Source organism: Curtobacterium sp. MCLR17_042, from assembly GCF_003234695.1.
Taxonomy (GTDB): Bacteria; Actinomycetota; Actinomycetes; order Actinomycetales; family Microbacteriaceae; genus Curtobacterium; species Curtobacterium flaccumfaciens.
Genome location: NZ_QKTD01000001.1, coordinates 282,325 through 302,612, shown reverse-complemented (window position 1 = coordinate 302,612; position 20,288 = coordinate 282,325). Strand labels below are relative to the sequence as shown.

21 protein-coding genes are annotated in these 20,288 nt (G+C 74.5%); 7 read left to right on the top strand and 14 right to left on the bottom strand.

Translation table 11 applies throughout. The annotated features are described in order from the left end of the window. The first annotated feature begins 13 nt into the window (after positions 1-13). Entirely contained in the window at positions 14-436 is a 423-nt protein-coding gene (locus DEJ02_RS01475; RefSeq protein WP_111031755.1) for an SIP domain-containing protein, read from the top strand. 52 nt (positions 437-488) lie between these two features. Beyond that, positions 489-992: a Dps family protein gene (locus DEJ02_RS01470; RefSeq protein ID WP_111022885.1), complete on the top strand. Its 504-nt coding sequence runs from the start codon at positions 489-491 to the stop codon at positions 990-992. 86 nt (positions 993-1,078) lie between these two features. Here DEJ02_RS01470 and DEJ02_RS01465 read toward each other — a convergent pair whose 3' ends face one another. From DEJ02_RS01465 to DEJ02_RS01440, 6 genes are all read right to left on the bottom strand, one after another. After that, positions 1,079-1,741: a response regulator transcription factor gene (locus DEJ02_RS01465; RefSeq protein ID WP_111031754.1), complete on the bottom strand. Its 663-nt coding sequence runs from the start codon at positions 1,739-1,741 to the stop codon at positions 1,079-1,081. Continuing rightward, positions 1,738-2,985, bottom strand: coding sequence for a sensor histidine kinase (locus DEJ02_RS01460; protein ID WP_111031753.1), 1,248 nt, complete (start codon positions 2,983-2,985; stop codon positions 1,738-1,740). The genes DEJ02_RS01465 and DEJ02_RS01460 overlap by 4 nt, the downstream gene beginning before the upstream one ends. Then, complete coding sequence (locus DEJ02_RS01455; protein WP_111031752.1) at positions 2,982-3,698, bottom strand: DedA family protein; 717 nt, start codon at positions 3,696-3,698, stop codon at positions 2,982-2,984. Before DEJ02_RS01455 ends, DEJ02_RS01460 begins: the two co-directional genes overlap by 4 nt. Before the next feature lie 93 nt (positions 3,699-3,791). Then, a complete protein-coding gene (locus DEJ02_RS01450; protein WP_111031751.1) occupies positions 3,792-4,676 on the bottom strand; it encodes a glycosyltransferase family 2 protein in 885 nt (294 codons plus the stop codon). After that, positions 4,673-6,166: a D-glycero-beta-D-manno-heptose 1-phosphate adenylyltransferase gene (rfaE2, locus tag DEJ02_RS01445; protein WP_111031750.1), complete on the bottom strand. Its 1,494-nt coding sequence runs from the start codon at positions 6,164-6,166 to the stop codon at positions 4,673-4,675. The genes DEJ02_RS01450 and rfaE2 overlap by 4 nt, the downstream gene beginning before the upstream one ends. Beyond that, entirely contained in the window at positions 6,163-7,689 is a 1,527-nt protein-coding gene (locus tag DEJ02_RS01440) for an aldehyde dehydrogenase (protein ID WP_111031749.1), read from the bottom strand. The genes rfaE2 and DEJ02_RS01440 overlap by 4 nt, the downstream gene beginning before the upstream one ends. Positions 7,690-7,823: 134 nt before the next feature. Between DEJ02_RS01440 and DEJ02_RS01435 the strand changes: the two genes are divergently transcribed. After that, positions 7,824-8,912, top strand: coding sequence for a glycosyltransferase family 9 protein (locus DEJ02_RS01435; protein ID WP_111031748.1), 1,089 nt, complete (start codon positions 7,824-7,826; stop codon positions 8,910-8,912). 380 nt (positions 8,913-9,292) lie between these two features. On the opposite strand, the gene DEJ02_RS01430 is transcribed toward DEJ02_RS01435, so the two are convergent. The 7 genes from DEJ02_RS01430 to DEJ02_RS01400 all read right to left on the bottom strand — a co-directional run bounded on the left by DEJ02_RS01430 (position 9,293) and on the right by DEJ02_RS01400 (position 16,148). Next, positions 9,293-9,997, bottom strand: a complete 705-nt coding sequence (locus DEJ02_RS01430; RefSeq protein ID WP_027465581.1) for an SDR family oxidoreductase — start codon at positions 9,995-9,997, stop codon at positions 9,293-9,295. Positions 9,998-10,059: 62 nt separating this feature from the next. After that, entirely contained in the window at positions 10,060-11,484 is a 1,425-nt protein-coding gene (locus DEJ02_RS01425) for a PfkB family carbohydrate kinase (RefSeq protein ID WP_111031747.1), read from the bottom strand. After that, complete coding sequence (locus tag DEJ02_RS01420) at positions 11,481-12,104, bottom strand: SIS domain-containing protein (protein WP_111022892.1); 624 nt, start codon at positions 12,102-12,104, stop codon at positions 11,481-11,483. The genes DEJ02_RS01425 and DEJ02_RS01420 overlap by 4 nt, the downstream gene beginning before the upstream one ends. Next, positions 12,101-13,429 carry a glycosyltransferase gene (locus tag DEJ02_RS01415; RefSeq protein WP_111022893.1) on the bottom strand — a complete coding sequence of 443 codons (1,329 nt, stop codon included), beginning with the start codon at positions 13,427-13,429 and terminating at the stop codon, positions 12,101-12,103. Before DEJ02_RS01415 ends, DEJ02_RS01420 begins: the two co-directional genes overlap by 4 nt. Further along, a complete protein-coding gene (locus DEJ02_RS01410; RefSeq protein WP_111031746.1) occupies positions 13,426-14,427 on the bottom strand; it encodes a glycosyltransferase in 1,002 nt (333 codons plus the stop codon). The genes DEJ02_RS01415 and DEJ02_RS01410 overlap by 4 nt, the downstream gene beginning before the upstream one ends. A gap of 87 nt (positions 14,428-14,514) precedes the next feature. Further along, the gene (locus DEJ02_RS01405; protein ID WP_111031745.1) at positions 14,515-15,594 is read right to left on the bottom strand and encodes a glycosyltransferase family 9 protein; all 1,080 of its coding nucleotides are present in this window, start codon (positions 15,592-15,594) and stop codon (positions 14,515-14,517) included. Continuing rightward, positions 15,591-16,148 carry an HAD-IIIA family hydrolase gene (locus tag DEJ02_RS01400; protein WP_111031744.1) on the bottom strand — a complete coding sequence of 186 codons (558 nt, stop codon included), beginning with the start codon at positions 16,146-16,148 and terminating at the stop codon, positions 15,591-15,593. Before DEJ02_RS01400 ends, DEJ02_RS01405 begins: the two co-directional genes overlap by 4 nt. Before the next feature lie 100 nt (positions 16,149-16,248). Here DEJ02_RS01400 and DEJ02_RS01395 point away from each other — a divergent pair, with 100 nt between their 5' ends. From DEJ02_RS01395 to DEJ02_RS01385, 3 genes are all read left to right on the top strand, one after another. Further along, positions 16,249-17,232 (top strand): glycosyltransferase family 9 protein, encoded by a 984-nt coding sequence (locus tag DEJ02_RS01395; RefSeq protein ID WP_111031743.1) that lies wholly within the window; start codon positions 16,249-16,251, stop codon positions 17,230-17,232. Between the two features lie 50 nt (positions 17,233-17,282). After that, the gene (locus DEJ02_RS01390; protein ID WP_027465587.1) at positions 17,283-17,639 is read left to right on the top strand and encodes a PRC-barrel domain-containing protein; all 357 of its coding nucleotides are present in this window, start codon (positions 17,283-17,285) and stop codon (positions 17,637-17,639) included. A gap of 105 nt (positions 17,640-17,744) precedes the next feature. Next, complete coding sequence (locus DEJ02_RS01385) at positions 17,745-18,782, top strand: SGNH/GDSL hydrolase family protein (protein WP_111031742.1); 1,038 nt, start codon at positions 17,745-17,747, stop codon at positions 18,780-18,782. Here DEJ02_RS01385 and DEJ02_RS01380 read toward each other — a convergent pair. After that, on the bottom strand, positions 18,739-19,608 hold the full coding sequence (locus DEJ02_RS01380; protein WP_164941108.1) for a universal stress protein: 870 nt from the start codon (positions 19,606-19,608) through the stop codon (positions 18,739-18,741). The genes DEJ02_RS01385 and DEJ02_RS01380 overlap by 44 nt on opposite strands. A 175-nt stretch (positions 19,609-19,783) precedes the next feature. On the opposite strand from DEJ02_RS01380, the gene DEJ02_RS01375 reads away from it, so the two are divergent. Then, positions 19,784-20,248 (top strand): NUDIX domain-containing protein, encoded by a 465-nt coding sequence (locus DEJ02_RS01375; protein WP_111031740.1) that lies wholly within the window; start codon positions 19,784-19,786, stop codon positions 20,246-20,248. Positions 20,249-20,288 lie beyond the last annotated feature (40 nt).

Genomic DNA, 20,288 nt, shown 5'->3' with positions numbered 1-20,288 from the left:
TTACCGTTGCCACATGGCACGGACCCGGCGACAGCCCAGCGAACGCATCCTCATCGCGGGCGGTGCCGAGGACCTCGTCGAGATCCACCGCCAGCTCGAGGAACTCCCCGAGAACACGTACGGGCAGGTCTTCGTCGAGGTCGCCCTCGACGAGCAGATCCGCATCCTGCCTGCCCCGCCGCGCGTCACCGTGACCTGGCTGGTCCGGAGCGCCCGCAGCTCGGCCGTCGCCCCGCTGGCCTTCGCCGACCACGGCGAAGCCCTCGCACACGCCCTGACCGGGTGGGCCGCCGAGTGGTGCGTGACGGGCTGCGAGCCCCGCACCTCGGTGTGGATCGGGTGCGCGGACAGCCCGTGGATCGAGCGCGCTCGGTCCATGGTGCAGCTCGAACTCACCGACGCCGGCCAGCAGGTCCAGGTCGAGTACGGCGGGTAAGGGCAGCCTGCTCTTCCTTGCAATGTGCAAAAGACGGGGGCATGGTTGTGCCATGACCACGCAGAGCAGCACCACCACACCGAGCACCACGTCCCCGTTCTCGACCACGCCGGAGCTCGCAGCGGGGGTCGCCCAGTTCCTCGCCCCCGTCGTCATCGACCTCGAGGCACTCGTCGTCAACGGCAAGCAGGCCCACTGGCACGTCCGTGGCCGCAACTTCGTCGGCGTGCACGAGCTCCTCGACGAGATCGTCGAGCACGCGCAGGACTACGCGGACAAGGCCGCGGAGCGCATCGTCGCCCTCGGCCTGCCGGTCGACTCGCGCATCGCGACCGTCGCCGCGAACACCACCCTGCCGCCGCTGTCGCAGGGCTTCCAGAACTCCGACGTCACCGTCACCGAGGTGATCGCCCAGATCGACGCAGCGCTGCTGCAGGTCCGCCGTGCGGTCGACGGCCTCGACGAGGTCGACCTCAACAGCCAGGACGTCGCGATCGAGATCGAGCGCGCGCTGACCAAGGACCGCTGGTTCCTGCAGGCGCACCTCGCCGCCTGAGTCGCGACCACCCCGCTGACGGGAGGCCCGGTGCCAGCTGGCACCGGGCCTCCCGTCCGTCTTGGGTCGCGCTCCGGGCCCGCACCTCACGCGGACGGCGTGATCAGCCCGCTCTCGTACGCCAGCACGACGGCGTGCACCCGGTCCCGCAGCTGCAGCTTCGCCAGGACCCGGCCGACGTGGGTCTTCACGGTCTGCTCGGCGATGAACAGCTCCGCCGCGATCTCGCCGTTCGACCGCCCCCGCGCCATCAGCAGGAACACGTCCCGCTCCCGGTCGGTCAGCACGTCGAGCACCTCGGTCCGCGGGGCCGCCGGCTGCGGACCGGCGACGAAGGCCTCGACGAGGTGCCGGGTCACCCTCGGGGCGAGCAGGGAGTCGCCGGCCGCGACGGTCCGCACGGCCTGCACGAGCTCCTCGGCGCTCGCGTCCTTGAGCAGGAACCCGCTCGCCCCGGCACGGAGCGCGTCGAACACGTAGTCGTCGATGTCGAACGTCGTGAGCATCACCACGCGGACGGGCGACTCCGCGGGCGCCGCGGTGATCCGCCGGGTCGCCTCGATCCCGTCGAGCTCCGGCATCCGGACGTCCATCAGGATCACGTCCGGCCGGAGCCGGATCGCCATGACGACCGCGTCGGCACCGTTCGCGGCCTCGCCGACGACCTCGACGTCGTCCTGGGCCTGGAGGATCGCCCGCAGTCCGACACGGAACATCTGCTGGTCGTCGACCACCATCACCCGCGTCATCGCGTTCCCCCGTCGGCCGTCGGCTGCGACGTGGTCGCGGTGGGCCGGGTGGGCAGACTGACGGCGACGCGGAAGCCGCCGTCCGGGTCCGGTCCGTGGTCGATGGTGCCGCGGAGCGCGGCGACCCGCTCGCGCATGCCCGCCAGACCGAAGCCGCCGTCGTCCGGCGGAGCACCGGGCACGCTGCCGGCCGGTGGCGCGGTGTTGGCGACCTCGACCGTGAGGGCCGAGCCGTGCCTCCCGACCGTCACGACGGTGGTCGCACCGGGCGCGTGCCGGGCGACGTTGCCGAGCGCCTCCTGCACGACCCGGTACACGGTGAGCTGTGCGAGCCGGTCGACGTCGTCGAGGTCCGGGTCGAGCCGCTCGTCGAGTCGGAGGTCGACGGAGATGCCGGCCGCGCGGGTGGCCTGCACCAGTGCGGGCAGGTCGGCGAGCCGCGGTTGCGGCGCACGCTCGGCGTCGGCGTCGCCACGCAGGGTGCCGAGCAGCTGCCGCATCTCCCGCAGGGCCGTGCGCGAGGTCTCGGCGATCGCGGCGAACTCGGTGCGGGCGTCCGGCGGCAGGTCCGCGACGCGGTACGGGGCGGACTCGGCCTGCATGTGCACGACGGACATGCTGTGGGCGACGACGTCGTGGAGCTCACGGGCGATCCGAGAGCGCTCCTCGACCGTCCGGCGTCGGGCCTGCTCGAGCTCGGTGTCGCGGCGGGCGGCGGCGAGTTCCTCGCGCACGGTCCGGCGCTGCCCGATGACGACCGCAGCGGCGGCCACGACGAGGGTGTCGCCGGCGCTCACCACGAAGCTCGTCGCCCAGACGTCGACCTGCCCCCACCGGTCGGGCGTCACGCCGATGAGCAGCAGGGTGAGCAGTGTCGCCGCGACCCAGACCACCGCGGTGAGCCGCCAGGTGGTGCGGACACCCAGCACGACGAGCAGCACGCTCAGGCCGATGATGCTCGTGACCGAGACCGGCCAGGGCCCGATGGTGCCGGGTGCCGTCAGGACCCCGAGGCCGGCGAGGGCGACGAGGTGCGCGCCCGACGCCGTGCGGGGGAAGAGCGGTGCGAGGCCGATGCTCGCCGACAGCACGGCGGTCACGAGCAACGCGAGCGGCACGGGGACGCCGTAGAACACCGCGGTCACGGGTGCCGCGACAGCGAACAGGGAGACCGCGACGACGACGAAGCCGATCTGCACGGCGGGCCGGACCCAGGAGGGTCGGGGCTTCGGGACGACGGTCACGGGCGGGCGGTCTCTCCGGTTCGGGCGAGGTGCGGTGCAGAGGAGGACGGCGACGTCGTGGTGGCCTTCGTCGCTGTCGGGGCGCTCGGTGCTGCTGCTCGAGCTGCGGCACGCGCGTCGCGCCTGCGGCTGATGCTACCGAGCACCCGGTCGACCGCGATCCCGAGCCCGGCGGCGACCACCATCGACACCAGCGCCGCGACGATCGGTTCGTGCAGCACGCTCGACGCGGCCAGGGCGATGCCGATCGACACCGCTGACCACGCCAGCCCCGCGATCGCGCTGATCGCCAGGAACCGGCGGTAGGACAGCCGGGTCGCTCCGGCGGTCATGTTGACCGCGACCCGGCCGACGGGGATGAAGCGCCCGGTCAGGATGAGGCTGGCGGAGCGGCGCTGCATCTGCCGCTCGGCGAACGCGAAGGCCGCCGCGATCCGTGGTCGCTTCGAACGGGCCAGCCGGGCGGACCCGATCCGGCGCCCGATCCAGTACGCGATCGAGTCGCCGGCGATCGCTCCCAGGGCGGCGGCGACGAGCACCACGGCGAGGACGGGCTGTCCGGACGTCGCGGCGATCGCGGCGACCGCGACCAGGGCGGACTCGCTCGGCACCGGCGGGAAGAAGCCGTCCACCAGGCACAGGACGAAGAGGACGACGTAGACGAGCGGACTCGCGGCCAGCTCGACGACGAGCGGGGTGATCTGGTCGAACACGGGGTGCTCCCTCCCGCCGACGGAACTCGCCGACGAGGACGACGCTACGGAGCCGACGCGCGCTGGCCATCCCGCGGCGGTCTCGACCACCCCCTACCGCGGTATGACGTTCCCGTCCGCGAAGACCACGTCGGGTGCGTCGACACTGCGGTCGACGACGGTGGTCGGGGCCTCCAGGTGCACGGCACCCGAGGGCATGATGCCCGCACCGCCGAACCGTTCCATCACCCGCCACTGCGCGACGACGTCCTCGCCGGCGTGGTCGGGCGGCAGGGTGTCCCAGAACCGGAAGCCGCCGACCTCCTCGAGCGCACGGCGGTCGTACAGCGCGCAGGCGCCGACCCATGCGACGCGGTAGGGCACCCACTCGCCGGGGTGCAGGTCGAGGTCGGCGGCGACGTGCGTCGGGTTCGCGGCGTTGTGCAGTGACCAGCGGTCGAAGCCGGGGGTCCCGCGGCGCACCACCTCGGGCACGACGGGGCCGTCCCACCGTTCGAACACCGCGGTCTCGTTCGGACGGCGGTCCTGCAGGTACGACAGGCCCTGCACGGCGCTGCCGACGAACCCGCAGCCCAGGGTGCGCAGCGCGTCGAGCATCCGCGCGATCGACCCCGGCTCGAGCCAGACGTCGTCGTCGAGGAACAGCACCGCAGGTGCCTGGGCGTGGTCGAGCAGGAACTGCCGGTGCTCTGCCAGGCCACGCCGTTCCGGGTGGGTGAGGAGCGTGACGGGCCGGCCCTGCGCCTCCAGGACGCGGAGCATCGCGGCGACCGCTGGCGCGCTGGCGGCGTCTCCGTCCGCGGACTGGTCGCTCAGCACGACGCGCAGGTCGATCTCGGTCTGGGCGGCGAGGCCGGCGAGCGTCGTGGCGAGCTCGGCCGGCCTGCCGACGGTCGGGATGAGCACGTCGACGTCGACCGTGCTTGTGTCCGCTGGATCGGGGGCCTTCGCCCAGGACCCGGACCAGCGGGCGGTCACGGTGCCGGGTCCGGTTCGGGCCGCGCAGCGGCTTCGCGGATCCGGCGCACGACGGCGCTGGTGGAGTGCTCGGGCACGTAGTCGACCATGACGACCTCGCCGCCGTAGCCGCGCACGACCTCGGTCTCGGTCAGCATCTCGGGGGAGTAGTCCCCGCCCTTGACGTAGACCTCGGGGCGCAGCCGCTCGATGAGCGGGATGGGGGTGTCCGTCGCGAACACCGTCACCAGGTCGACGCAGGCCAGCGCGGCGAGCACGCCGGCGCGGTCCTCGGCCGGGTTGATCGGCCGCTCCGGGCCCTTCAGCCGGCGCACCGAGTCGTCGTCGTTCAGCGCGACGACGAGCAGGTCGCCCAGGTCACGGGCCTGGCGCAGGTACGTGGTGTGCCCGCGGTGCACGACGTCGAAGCAGCCGTTCGTGAAGACGACGCGGCGGCCGGCCTGGCGTGCGGCCTCGACGGCGGTGGCGAGCTCGTCGTGGTCGACGACGGTCGCCGCCGGCGCGGTCACCGAGTCGAGCAGGGCCGCGGCGGTGCAGACGGAGGTGCCGGCCTCGCGGACCACGACGTCGGCAGCGGCCTGGGCGACGGCGACGGCGTCGCGCAGGGGTGCCTGCACGGCGAGGGCGACGGTCGCGGCGGCGCAGAAGGTGTCACCGGCGCCGGAGGCCTGCTGCTCGGAGGCGGGCGTCGCACGCGTGCGGAACCCCTGGTCGGAGCCGGGCTCGAGCAGCACGGTGCCGTCGCGGTCGAGCGTGACCACCGCGGCCCGGGCCCCACTGCGGGCGAGCACGTCGGCACGGGCCGCGACGACGGTGCCGACGCGGTCCGCGCCGGTGCCGAGCTCCGTGCCGAGCAGCGCGGCGGTCTCACCGGCGTTCGGCGTGACGAGGTCGGGGTGCAGCGCGGCCCAGCGGGTCAGGTCGTGCGCGTCGACCACGACGGCGCCGGGGCGGTCACGGTCGAGCATCGGCACGACGTCCTCGGGGAGGACGCCCAGGCCGTAGTCGCACACGACCGCGGCGTCGGCGCACCGGACGGCACGGGCCACCGAGCGGGCGAGGCGTTCGCCGTGCTCGGCGGTCGGGGTCGCGGCGAGCTCGTCGACCCGGACCACCACGCGGTCACCGCCGACCACGCGCGACTTCGTCGTGGTGCGGGCACCGGGGATCTCGACCAGGAACGACGTGTCGACGCCGGCTGCCTCGAGCCGCTGGCGCAGGACCTCACCGGCCTCGTCGTCACCGATGAGCCCCACCATGCGGACCCGGGCACCGAGGGCGCGGGCGTTCACGGCCGTGTTCGCCGCACCGCCCGGCACCGCGATGGTCTCGGTGACGCGCACGACGGGGGCCGGGGCCTCGCGGGAGACCCGCTCGGCCTCGCCGACGGTCCAGCGGTCGAGGATGCAGTCGCCGATGACGACGACGAGGGGTTCGCGGTCGTCGATCGTGGCGACGAGGTCACGGACCAGCCGGACGTCGGCGGTCATCGGGTGCCTCCCACGGTGTCGGCGCTGCCGGCGGTGGCGCCGGCAGCGGCTGCGGGGCCGGCGGTGCCTGCTGCGGCGCCGGTGCTGCTGGTGGCTGCGGTGGCGCCGGCTGCTGCGGTCGACGGCTCGGCGGTGCGGCGCGGCGGGGCTGCCTCGAGGTGCACCACCGTCGTGGTCGTCATCTCGTCGAGCAGGTGCGGTCCGTACCCGAACCCGGCGCCCGAGGCACCGCGGGGCTGGGCGCTGCCGCCCGGAGCGCCGCCGAACACGGCGTTCACCTTGACGGTGCCGACGGGCAGTTCGGCCGCGGCACGGAGTGCGTGCGCGGTGTCGTTCGTCAGCACCGTCGCTGCGAGGCCGTAGCGGTCCGCCGCGGCGAGCCGGAGGCCCTCCGCGAAGTCCGACACGGCGCGCACCGGGGCGATCGGGCCGAAGGTCTCCTCGGTCAGCACGAGCATGTCGTCCGTGCAGTCGGTCAGGACGGTCGCCGGGTAGAACGATCCGAGCCCGCCGGGCGTGACGCCACCGGTCCGGGCCGAGGCGCCGCGGGCGATCGCGTCGTCGACGTGGTGCTGCACGAGCTCGCGCAGCCGGTCGTCCACGAGCGGCCCGAACTCCGCGGCGGGTGCAGCCGTGCGGCGCTCCGCCTCGGCGACGAGCGCGGCGACGAAGGGCTCGGCGACGTCCTGGTGCACGTACACCCGCTCGACGCTGGTGCAGATCTGGCCGGTGTTCGCAAACGCGCCGAGGGCGACCTGTGCGGCGGCCCACTCGGGGTCGACGTCGGCGTCGACGATGACCGGGTCGTTGCCGCCGTTCTCGCGGATGACGTGGGCGCGGGTGGTCGCGGCCACCTCGCTCAGGCGGTCGCCGGTCGCGGTCGACCCGACGTGCGCGTAGACGTCGATGCCCTCCTGCGCCAGGAGCAGCTCGCCGGTGGTCGCGTCGCCGTCGACCCCGATGAGCACGCCGTCCGGCAGGACCTCGGCGAGCAGCGCGTTGAGTCGGGCGAAGGTCGCCGGGCAGCGTTCGCTGCCCTTGTGCACCACGGTGTTGCCCGTGACGATCGCTGCGCCGAGGATCCCGCACGCCACGGCGACCGGGTCGTTCCACGGCGTCAGGGCGAGCACCACGCCACGCGGGTGCGGCACCGACCAGTCGGCGGCACCGAACTGCCCGCGCAGGGCCTCACCGCGGTGCACCGGCCCGAGCTCGGCGTACTGCACGAGCGTGCCGATGCCGGCCTCGACCCCACCGAGTGCGTCGCCGGGCACCTTGCCGGTCTCGCGGGTGTTCAGGTCCGCCAGCTCCTGCGCGTGCGCACGGAGGTGCTCGGCCGCGGCGTGCAGCAGGGCACCGCGCTCGGCCGGCGCGGTCCGGGCCCAGGCACCGGCAGCGGCACGGGCGCGAGCGACGGCGTTGCGGACGTCGTCCTCGGTCGAGCGGCGCAGGGTGGACGCGATCGATCCGTTCACGGGGTCGGTCACCACGAGGTCGTCGGCGGCGGGGGGTGCGATCGTCATGGGGTCCTTCCGGAGGCGGGCGGGGCCTCACACGGTGCTCGTGCTCCGCTGTGTGCGGTCACGGCATCGCGCTTCTCGTCCATCCGGGGCCGCTGCTGGGCGTCCGGACGGGTCCGACCGGTAGACGTGGAGCTGTGCAACAGATCGGTGTGGGCGGAGAACGGTTCGACGGTGTCAGCGAGATCGCGGTGCTCCGCGGCGGGGGACTGGGCGACCTGATGTTCGCCCTCCCGGCGGTCGAGGCCCTGGCCGCCGCGTACCCCGGAGCCCGGATCACGCTGCTCGGGGCGCCGACGGCGCGGCCGGTGCTCGAGGGCCGCACCGAGGCCGTGCACGCCCACGAGGAGCTCCCCGTCGTGCCCGGCGTCCGGGACTCCGGCGAGGGCGCACCGACCGAGCAGGACTTCTTCGACCGGCTGCACGGGCGCTTCGACCTCGCGGTGCAGCTGCACGGCGGCGGCCGGAACTCGAACCCGTTCCTGCTCCGGCTCGGTGCCCGTCACACCGTGGGCACCGCCACCGAGGACGCCGAGGTCCTGGAGCGCTGGGTCCGGTACGTCTACTACCAGCACGAGGTCGTCCGAGCGCTCGAGGTGGCCTCGCTCGCCGGCGCCGAACCGTTCACCCTCGACCCCCGGCTGCACGTCCCCGAGGCCGCGCGGGCCGGGGTCCGGCAGCGCCTCGGCGTCCGGGGACGACTCGTCGCGATCCACCCCGGCGCCACCGACCCGCGTCGCCGCTGGAGCCCCTCCCGCTTCGCCGAGGTCGCCCGTGCCCGGCTCGCCGCCGGGGACGACGTCGTGCTCGTGGGTGACGACTCCGACGTCCCGGCGTCGTCCGCCATCGTCGCGTCACTGCCGCCCGAGCTGCGGGAGCGCGTGCACGACTTCACCGGGTCACTGCCGCTGCGTGAGCTCCCCGACGTCCTCGCCGCCGCCGACGTCATGGTCGGCGACGACTCCGGCCCACGGCACCTCGCCGTCGCCGTGGGGACCCCGACCGTCGGGGTGTTCTGGTTCGGCAACGTCATCAACGCCGGGCCGTTCGACCGCGGTCGGCACCGCGTGCACCTGTCCTTCGTGACGCAGTGCCCGGTGTGCGGCATCGACGTCACCCAGGTCGGCTGGACCGCCGAGCGGTGCGAGCACGACCCGTCCTACGTGGACCAGGTCGAGCCGGAGGCCGTCCTCGCCGACGTCGAGGACCTGCTCCGCACGCTCTGACGAGCCTCGCACCGTGCGAGCTTCGGTCTCGTGCGCACGCCGTCGCCCCGTGCGCAGTTGCCCGCTGCGTGCGGCGCTGGAAGCACGCACCCAGCCGTCAACGTTGCACCAGGCGACGCACCGCGCACCGTGCACGGAACGCGACCGGACGCCGGACGGGAGGCCCGCTGCCAGCCCGCAACGCGCCTCCCGGCCGCACCGTGCGCACGCCGTCGCCCCGTGCGCGGTTCACCGCCGCGTGCGGCGCTGCAAGCGCGCACCCAGCCGTCAACGCTGCACCAGGCGACGCACTGCGCACCGTGCACGGGACCCGGCACACGGACAGACGGGAGGCGCGGTGCCAGCCGGCACCGCGCCTCCCGTCCGTCAGCGGCGAGCGACTACGGCCAGCTCGGCTCCGTCGCCGGCATGATCGACAGCTCGCGGATCTCACAGCCGGCCGGCTGCGACAGCGCGAAGATGATCGAGTTCGCGACGTACTCCGGCTCGATGAGCTGCGCGTCCGGGCCCGGCTTGTACTGCTCGGTCCGGTCGGCGAAGAAGTTCGTGCGCATCCCGGCGGGGATGATGTTGGTCACGCCGATGCGACCGGCGGTCTCGGCGGCCAGCGCCTGCGAGAAGCCGCGGACGCCGAACTTCGACGCCGAGTACGCGGTGCCGTCGCCGACGCCGCGCAGCGCGAGCGACGACGAGATCGTGACGACGCGGCCGTGCGTGGCCTCGAGGGCGGGCAGGGCGGCGCGCACGGTCGAGGCGGTGCCGATCAGGTTGACGCCGACGATCTGCTCCCACTTGCCGGACGAGATCGCGTCGATCGGGGCGGGGGTGTCGATGCCCGCGGCGGTGACGACGGCGTCGAGGCCGCCGTGCCGCTCGGCGGCGTCACGGACCGCCTGCTCGACGGCGTCGGTGTCCGAGACGTCCACGGCGACGGCGTCGACGCCCTCGGGGACGGCGTCGATCCGCAGGTCGAGGACGATCGGGGTGCCGCCGGCCTCGGTGACGGCGGCCACGACGGCGGCGCCGAGTCCGGAGGCGCCGCCGGTGACGAGGACGCGGCCGATGGGGGTGGTGGGGACGGGCATGGATGTCCTTTGCGTAGTGGAGCGGGAAGTGGTCGAGCTGGTGTGGAACGGCGAGCGGACGCTCAGCCGACGCGTTCGATCGCGGCGGCGAGCCGGGTGGTCGAGCGGCCCGGGTGGAACGGCACGGTGACGACGCGGCCACCCCACTCGGCGAGGGTCGCCGTCTCGGGCAGTTCGCTCGCGGTGTAGTCGCCGCCCTTCGCCCAGACGTCCGGTCGGAAGCGGCGCAGGGCCTCGTCGGGGGTGGACTCGTCGAACACCACGACGGCATCGACGCAGTCGAGTGCCAGGAGCAGCTCGACCCGGTCGTCCTGGGTCATGATCGGCCGGTCCGGGCCCTTCAGTGCGCGGACCGACGAGTCCGAGTTGAGGCACACGACCAGGCAGTCGCCGAGCGCACGGGCGGCCGACAGGGTGCGGGCGTGCCCGGCGTGCAGCAGGTCGAAGCAGCCGCCGGTCGCGACGACGGTGCCGCCGGCGCTCCGGACGTCGTGCACCAGGCGCATGGCGTCCCGGTCGGCCCCGGGCACGGCGAGCGGCGCGGGGCCGTCGTCGGCGAAGAGCGCGGTGACGCCGCCGGCGGCCAGGTACTCGGACGCGGCGACCACGCCAGCGGAGACGGCCTCGGGAACGTCCGCGCCGGACGCCAGCGCGACGGCGACGCCCGCGGCGAGCCGGTCGCCGGCACCGCAGGGGTCCCCGGCGCTGACGGACGGAGCCGGCACGAAGCGGCTGTCGCCCTGGGCGTCGGCGAGCAGCGCGCCGCGGTCACCCATCGTCACGGCGACGGCGCCGGCCTGCCACTGCTCGACGAGCCGGGCGGCTGCGACCGTCGCGAAGGGCACACCGTGTCCCTCGACGTCGGTGAAGCGTCGTGCCTCGGCAGCGTTCGGGGTGGCGACGGTGGTGCCGGGGACGGGGGCGGCGCCCTTGGGGTGCGGGTCCCAGACCACCGGCAGGCGCTCGGCCGCACGGGTGAGGGCGTCACGGAGTGCCGGGGCAGCGGCGACCCCGCGGCCGTAGTCGGCGACGACGATCGCGTCGACCCCGTCGAGAGCGGCGGTCATCGCGTCGGTGGCACCGGGCACGGGCGGGGCCGCGCAGCCCTCGTCGATCCGGACGAGGGCGTGGTCGACGACGCGCACGCGGGTCTTCACGGGGGTCGGGACTCCGGATGGTCCGGCGACGATCGTGACGTCGGGGAGCAGGTCGCGGATCTCCTGGGCACGGCCGTCGTCGCTCAGGACGGTGACCAGGGTGACGTCGTGGCCGTCGCGGGCGAGCATCGTCGCGACGAGTCCGGCACCACCGGCACGGCGGTCGTCGGTGGCGACGTCCACCACGGGGACCGGGGCGTCCGGGCTCAGGCGCTCGCTCGTGCCGGACACGTCGACGTCGAGCAGGGTGTCCCCGACGACGGCGATGCGGAAGCGCGGAGCGGCGGCACGGCCACCGGCAGCGCCGGCACGGGAAGCAGCCCCGCTCATCGACGGCCCCCGCGACGCAGCGTCGGCTCCATGGCCTTGCAGAGCGCGTGCACCAGGACGAGCTGTGCCTCCTGCACGTTGGCGGACGGCCCCTCGATGCAGATCGCGTCGTCGACCAGGTCGGCGAGTGGGTTCGGCCCGGACCCGGTCAGCGCGAGGGAGCGGGCACCCACGGCACGTGCGGCCTCGGCGGCCCGCAGCAGGTTCGGGCTCTTGCCGCTCGTCGACAGCAGCACGAGGACGTCGCCTGCCCGGGCGTGCGCCGACACCTGCCGCGCGAACACCTGGTCGTAGCCGTAGTCGTTCCCGATGGCGGTCACGGCAGAGGTCTCGGCGTGCAGCGAGATGGCCGAGTACGCCGGTCGGTCGCCCTCGAAGCGGCCGGTGAGCTCGGACGTCAGGTGCTGCGCCTCGGCAGCGGAGCCGCCGTTGCCCGCGGCGAGCAGCCGACGCCCGGCGACGAGCCGCCCGGCGATGTCGTCCGCCCACTCGGCGATGTGGTCCTTGTGGTCGACGAGGGAGGCGATCACGGGGACCGACGCCGCGACGTGGTCGACGACGACGCGGGCGCTGTCGGTGACGGCGCGGTCCTCGAGCCCGGTCTGCTGGTCGATGGTCATCGTGCGGTCCTCTCCGTCGACTGCGCGGCGCGGGTGACCCGGCCGGCGTGGGTGGTGCGCGAGCGGCCGGCGGCGGGCCCGGTGGTGCTGGCGGACGAGGTCGTGCCGGCGAGCAGGCGCTCGTAGACGCGTTCGCTGTCGGCCGCGACCTTCTGCCAGGTGTAGCGGGACTCAGCGCGCTGTCGACCGGCACGGCCGTACGCCTCGCGGCGCTCCGGGTCGTCGAGCAGTGCGCCGACGGCCTCGGCCACCGCGGTCTCGTCGCGCGGCGGCACGTGCAGGCCGGTGGCGTCCTCGACGACGGTGTCGATGAGCCCGCCGACGCTCGACGCGACCACCGGGCGGCCGCAGGCCATCGCCTCGAGCGGCACGATGCCGAACGGCTCGTACCAGGGGGCGCAGACGACGACGTCGGCGCTGCGGTAGACGGCGGGCATGTCGTGCTGCCCGAGCTGCCCGCGGAACGTCACGTGGTCGCGCACGCCGAGCGACCGGGCGAGTGCGTCGAGGCGCTGGTACTCGGGGTCGTCCACCAGGTCGGCACCGGCGACACCGGCACCGCCCACGACGACGAGCTCGACGTCACGGCCCTGTTCGACCAGTGCTGCGAGAGCGGCGATGGTCGTGCCGACGCCCTTCCGCTGCACGAGTCGTGAGGCGGTGAGCACCCGGAGCGGACGGTCGCGCTGCTCGACGGGGCCGTCCGGACGGAAGAGCGACACGTCGACGCCGCACGGCACCACGGAGATGCGGTGCAGCGGGACACCGAGGGCCTTGAGCTCGAACGCCTCGTCCGAGCACGTCGCGACGACCTGGTCGACGCTCCGGCCGACGGCGGGTTCGACCCACTCGCGCTCGGCCGGGCTGGTGTCCGCGGCACCCTGGTGCCGGCGCTTCACGACACCCAGGGCGTGGAAGGTCTGCACCACCGGGATCCGCACGCCACCGGTCCGGGCCTGCACCTGCGTCACCGCGTCGAGGGCGGCGTGGCCCGACATCCAGAAGTGCGCGTGCACCACGTCGGGGCGGTCGAGGAACCACTCGGCGGCGAGCACGGACGCGAACGTCCCCATGAACGGGAACAGCTCGTCCTTCGGCACGGCACGCGCGGGACCGGCGTCGACGTGCACGACGTCCACACCGGGGCGCAGGGGCACGCGGACGGGCTGCGACGCGTCGTCGCGCCGCGTGTAGACGGTCACGTGGTGGCCGCGGTCGGCCAGTGCACCGGACAGTTCGGCGACGTGGACGTTCTGCCCACCGGCGTCGACCCCGCCGAGCACGGCGAGCGGACTCGCGTGCTCGGACACCATGGCGATCTTCATCGCAGGCTCCCTTCGAGCGCGGCTCCCGCCGCACGGTTCCGTCGCGCACCGCGCGCGACGGCGTCGTCGAGCAGGTCGTCCCAGTCGGCCAGGAACCGACCGAGCGCGTGCCGTGCGAGCACGGCCTCACGCGCCACGAGCCCCCGTCGGCGCGCCTCGTCCGGGTCCTCCAGCAGCAGCCTGGAGGCCCGCACCAGCTCCTCGACGTCGGTCGCGATCGCCCCGGCCTCACCCGGGACCGTGCGGGCCGCGTCCGTCGTCGCGAGCACCAGGACCGGCATGGCCATGTGCATCGACTCGATGAGCGACAGCCCGAGCGAGGTCCAGCGGTTCGGGTGCACGTAGGCCCGCCGTTCGGCCAGCGCCGCGTGCATGGGGTCGGCCTGGACATCGCCCTGCGCGACCACGCGGTCGCCGAAGCCGAGCTCCGGCAGTCGTTCGGTGCCGATGCCCCAGACGTCGACCGGGGCGACCTCGGCGAAGCGGGGGAGCAGGTCGGTGCCGACGACACGGTTGCGCCGGACGGGTTCGTTGATGACGACGCCGAGGCGCTCGAGCGCACCCGTGTACAGCGGGCCGGGGTCGACGACGCCGTGCTCGACGACGGTGGTCCGGGTGGTGCCGCAGTCCCACATCAGGGCGTTCCAGTGCGTCACGTGCGCGATCGTCAGGTCGTCGCGGTCACGCATCGGGTGCAGGCTGTTCGGCACGTCGACCCGGGGCGCGTTGTGCTCCACGAAGACGATCGGGACGTCACGGCCACCGAGCAGACGTCGGGCTTCCTCGAGCTCCTCGGTGCGCTGCAGGACGACCACGTCGACCTCGGCCTCGGCGACGTCGGCCGGGTCGATCTCGATCGCGGAGTCCGGCCAGGCGCGGCCGCCGCGGCCGAGTCCCCAGGCGTCGCGCGCCGGGGTGGTCGGGATGAGGTACTCGTGCTGGCCGCGGACGAAGGCGTCCATCCAGCCGCCGTGCACGTGCCACACGAGGATCCGCATGCAGGGCCTTCCGGTCGGTGTCGATGGGGTCGCTCCCCACCGCCGCCGGAGCAGCAGGAGAAGGAGCAGGAGAAGCAGTGGCGCACGCTACGCAGCGCCTTCTGGGCCGCCCCGCAGACTTCTCGGATCAGTCCGCGAAACGCGGTCGAGGAGCCGTTCGTGGGCCTCCAGGACGTCCGCGATGCGCACTCCGGACAGGCACGGGTGGCCAGAGACCGGGCACTCGCGAGCGCGGCTCAGCCGGCACGCTGCGGCCTGGTCGCCGAGCAGTTCGACGAGCGGGGCGTACGGCGCCCACTTCACGGCGGGGACGACCGGCGAGAACAGACTCACGATGGGCGCCCCGACGGCCGCGGCGAGGTGGGCCGGACCGGTGTTCCCGACGACGACGACCTCGGCGCCGGCGAGGACGGCCGCGAGTTCGGCGGGGCTGGTGCGGCCGCCGAGGTCGATGCCGGTGTCGCCCGCCACGGCGGCGGTCAGCGCGCGTTCGCCGGGGGAACCGGTGACGACGACGGGGACGCCGCGCTCGGCGTAGGCGGCGACGAGCGCGCGGTGGTGGGACTCCGGCCACGACCGTGCCGGGACGCTGGCTCCGGGGTGGACGACCACGTAGCGGTCGAGCCCGGCCACGGGCGGGGGCAGGACGGCGTCGTGGCGCACCGCGAGCCTCCCGTCGTCGTCCGGCGGCAGCCGGAACCCGGCCGCCTCGGCGATCCGCAGCGCGCGCTCGGGTTCGGGGAGGTCCTCGGGCAGGTCCTCGCCGGGGCGCAGCCGCACGTCGAGCAGCGACCCGGGGTGGTCGACCGAGGCGCCGCAGACCCGGGGGACCCCGGCCAGGCGCAGGAGCAGCGCGAGCGGCAGGGGCGACTGGTGGAAGGACGTCAGGACGACGGCCTCGTCGGGCTGTTCCTCGGCGACCAGCGCGCGGAACTCGGCGAGCAGGGCGTCGTCGATCGGGCGTGCGGTCTCGGTGACCCACGGTGCCGCCCACACCCGCACCCGGTCGATGCCGGGCAGCAGGTCGGCGGCCGGCGCCCCCTGCGGTCCGCACAGCATCGTCACGTGCGCGGCACCGGCGGCGACCGCGCGCACCGCGGGTCCGGCGACCAGGACGTCGCCGAACGAGTCGAGCCGGGCGACGAGGACGCGCCGACCGGCGCTCACGCCCGGTCCGCCACGCTGCCGACGTGCTCGAGCACCAGGGTGACGGCCTCGTCCAGGTCCGCGGCGACGGTGTCGGCCTCGTCGATCTCCTGACGGCGGGTGCGCGGGGTGGGCACGAGGATCCCCTGCGCGCCGGCGTTCCGGGCTGCCTGCACGTCGGCGCCGATGTCACCGACGACGACGATCGACTCCGGCGGGATGCCGAGCCGCTCGGCGGCGTCGAGGACCATCCCGGGCCGGGGCTTCCGGCAGGCGCAGTCGTCACCGGCGTCGTGCGGGCAGACGCACCACACGTCGAACGGGCCGACGAGCTCGTCGACCCGAGCGTTGGTGGCGTCGACCTGTTCGCGGGTGGCCATGCCCTTCGCGATCACCGACTGGTTCGTGACGACCCCGAGCTGCAACCCGCCGGCACGCGCCCGGTCGACGGCGCGGCGGGCACCGGGGACGGGGACGACCAGGTGCGGGTCGGCGTTGTACGGGACGTCCACCACGAGGGTGTCGTCGCGGTCGAGGAGCAGGCCGCGGATGACGCGGTCCGGTGCGAGGGCCATGCTCCGTGACTACCGGTCCACGGCCGGGGACCGCCCCAGGAAGAGCCGCGGAGCGCGGGCCCGGCAGGACCGTCAGCGTGTCCGGTCTACCGTCGCGGCGGTGACCGCCCTCGAGAACCTGCCCGACCCCGACGGACGCCCGGAACTGCTCGTCCTCCGTGCCATCAAGCTCGGCGACCTGCTCGTCGCCGTCCCCGCACTGCACGCCCTCCGCCGCGCGTTCCCCGACCACCGCATCACCCTGGCCACCACGGCGTGGCTGGCGCCGGTCGTCGAACTCGTGCCGGCGGTGGACGTCCACCTGGCCCAGCACGGTCTCGACCACCCGATCGCGGTGCCGCACGGTGCCGTCGACATCGCCGTCAACCTGCACGGCGCCGGCCCGGAGTCCTCGGACCTCGTCGCCGCACTCGCCCCGCGCCGGGTCATCGGGCACGCCGACCCGACCCACGACTACGAGGGCCCGGAGTGGCCGGACGACGTGCACGAGCGCGACCGCTGGGCGGACCTGCTCACGTGGCACGGCATCCAGGCGGACGCCACCGAGGTGCACATCGACCGCCCCGCCGAGCCGCCGGTGGTCGCCGACGCGGCCGTCGTGCACGTGGGTGCCTTCCACGGTGCGCGGCACTGGCCGACGGACCGCTTCGCCGACGTGGTGCGCGGGCTCCGGGCGCGCGGTGCCGACGTGGTCCTGACGGGAGGCTCGGACGACGTCGTGCGCGCCCGTGCCGTCGCCGACGCGGCCGGCCTGGCGCCGGAGGCGGTCCTGGCCGGCACCCTGGACCTGCAGGCCTTCGCCGCGGTGATCGCCGCGGCGCGGCTCGTCGTCACGGTCGACACCGGCGCTGCGCACCTGGCGACCGCGTACGGGGTGCCGTCGGTCGTGCTGTTCGGCCCGGCCCCGCCCGAGGCGTGGGGCCCGCCGTCGACCGGTCCGCACATCGTGCTCACCGACGCCTCGGTCCGTCGCGGCGACGTCTTCGCCGAGGACCCGGATCCGGCGATCCTGGCCGTGACCGCGGACGACGTGCTCGGCGCGGTGGACCGGCTCCGGGTGACCGCTCAGGCGGCCGGGCGGTAGCGTCGACCGAGAGCCACCCGGACCTGCCGGATGCTCGGAGGGAGTCCTTCGTGTTCGAAGCCGCGAACATCCGTGACTGGATCGGTCTGCCCGTCGTCGACGAGGCCGACGACAAGGTCGGCACGCTCGAGAGCATCTACTACGACACCGCCACGTCCGAGCCGGCGTTCGGTGCCCTGACCACCGGCATGGTCGGGTTCCAGAAGCTCGTCTTCGTCCCGCTGTTCGGCGCCACCGTCGCCCCGAAGCACCTGCGCGTGACGTTCCCGAAGAAGCTCGTCAAGGACGCCCCCTCGATCTCGACCGACGGGGAGCTCGACGCCGCGACCGAGCCCGAGCTGTTCCAGCACTACGGGCTGGAGTACCGCACCGGCAGCGGTGGCGAACGCCGTCTCGGACGCCGCTGAGCCCGTCCCGCCCCACCCGACCGACCCCACCCGACCGACCGATCCGCCGCACCCGCCCGGAGGCCGCAACTGCTCCGCACCGCCCGTACGACGCTGCTCGCCGCCTTGGCGGCGGTCGCCGTCGTCGGGCTGGTGGTGGCCGGGGTCGCGGCACCGGGGCCGGTGGAACCCGCGTCGGCCGCGCCGATGTGGCCCGTCCCGCAGCCCTACCCGGTGCCGGACGACCCCACCGAATCGCTCGCCGACCTCCCGCCCGGCAGCGAGTACGTCGCCCTCGGTGACTCGTACTCCGCCGGCTACGGCCTCGGCGACCGGACCCGGCTGCCCACGAGCGCGTGCGTGCAGTCGGCCCGTGACTACCCGCACCGGATCGCGGCGCGCTTCGGCCTCGACCTGACCGACGTCACGTGTGCGGGCGCCACCAGCGAGGACGTCACGACCGGACACCAGTTCACGGGCGTCCCCCCGCAGATCGAGTCGCTGTCGTCGCGCACCCGGCTCGTGACCCTGACCATCGGCGGCAACGACGCGGACCTGTTCGGCACCGCCGCGTCGTGCCTGGCGATCTCGGCCGACGGCCCGGTGTTCTCCGGACGTGACGCGCCGTCGTGCGAGAGCACGCTCGTGCAGGACGGTGAGGACCAGCTCAGCGTGAAGATCCAGTCGCGGGTCGCGCTCGGGATCGCCGACACCCTCGCAGCGGTGCAACGGGCCGCGCCGAACGCCGTCGTCGTGTTCCTCGGGTACCCGGCGATCTTCCCGGACGCCGAGCACACCCCGGCGAAGGGCTGCTTCCGCTCGGCGCTCGACCTCGGCACGCTCGCGGGGTCGTTCCCCTCGGACACCTTCCCGTTCACCGACGACGACGTGGCGTACCTGCACGGTGTGCAGGAGGAGCTCGACGCCGTGTCCGCATCCGCCGCCGACGCCGCCGGGGTGCGGTTCGTCGACGTCCTCGAACGCACCGAGGCCCACTCGGCCTGCGCCCCGGCGGACGAACGCTACGTCGCCGGGGTCAGCCTGACCGGCTCGAGCGACCTGCGACGCATCGACCTCAAGGCCGGCGCCCTGCACCCGAACGGCCGCGGTGTCGCGTACCTCACCGACCAGATGGCCGACGCGATCCGGGAACTCGCCGGCTGACCCCTCCGGACCCCGCGCTGTCCGTGTGCGCCGCCGGAGGGACGACACACACCGGAGCCGCCGTCTCACGGACGACGTCGTGGAGCAGTGCGCCGGACAGCACCCGCACGTGCCCCCGTCCGAGCACCACGAGCGACGCCCGCCGGGTGCGCGATGCGATGGCGTGCCCCGGGTGTCCCTCCACGAGCAGCGGCCGGATCCGCACCGCCGGGAACCGCGCGGTCAGGTCCTCGGTGACCCGCTGCAGCAGTTCGGCGTTCCGGGCGCGCCACCGCAGGGGATCCTCGGCGAAGTCGGTGAGCCCGGTCCGGGTCAGCACGGGCATCTCCCACGCCCGGAGCAGCGTCAGTCGCCGGTGCAGCCGGACGGCCTCGGCGACGGCGATCGAGACGGCCCGTTCATCGGTCGGTTCCTCGACGGCCAGCACCACGTCGCCGTCGATCGGGTGCGGTCCCTCGGGGACGATCACGGTCGGCACCGCCGCGCGGACCGCGACCCGCGCCGGGTCGCCGCCGGCGGTCGAACCCCGTCGGCTCCGGAAGGTCCCGATCACCAGGAGGTCACCGCCGTCGGACTCCTCGACCAGGGCGGTGGCGAACGGCCCCGCGTGCCGGTGCACCTCGACGGTCACTCCGGGCAGGGCGGCGCGCGCGGCCTCGGCCAGGCGGTCAGCGACCGGTCCGGGGCCCTCGATCGCCGGGTCGGCACCGATGATCCGGATCCGCTCGATCCCGCTGTCCGCGCGGGCGGCGATCCACCGCAGCGCCTCGTCGTGCGCCATCGCGGCGTCCGCGGCCAGCGTCACCGTCGTCCATCGTTCGTCCATCCCGATCGGCCTCCTCCATCGCAGGTCCTCCGGGGGCGTCACACGGCGCTCCGTGCGCCACACGGTACTCCCGGGCGGGCGTGGGGAACCGGCGGTGGAACCGGCCACATCGGGTCGTGCGCCGTGCGCGGGCGGTGATCCGGGCCTCCCGGTCGGGTCTGCGTAGTCTCGGGGCGTGGTCGTGAGCGCCGGACTGTTGCTGCACCGGACCGGCCCGTCCGGGCCCGAGGTCTTCCTCGCGCACATGGGCGGGCCGTTCTGGCGGAACCGGCCGCGTGCCTGGTCGATCCCGAAGGGCCTGGTCGAGGCGGGCGAGGAGCCGCTCGGCACCGCGCTGCGCGAGTTCGCCGAGGAGATCGGCGTGCCCGCACCGGTGGCCGCCGCCGACCTGACCGACCTGGGGGAGTTCCGGCAGGCGTCGGGCAAGCGGGTGCGGGTCTTCGCGGCACGGGCGTCGGGGTTCTCGGTCGACACCGTGCGCAGCAACACCGTGCGGCTCGAGCTGCCGCGTGGGTCGGGGCGGTTCGTGGAGGTGCCCGAGGTGGACGACGCACGGTGGGTCGGCCTCGACGATGCGCGGGAGCTGGTGGTGGCCGGGCAGGTCGCTGCGCTCGACGCCCTGGTCGCGCTGGGTTCCTGACGCGCCGTTCGGTTTGCTTGAGGGGTCACGAACTGTCGCC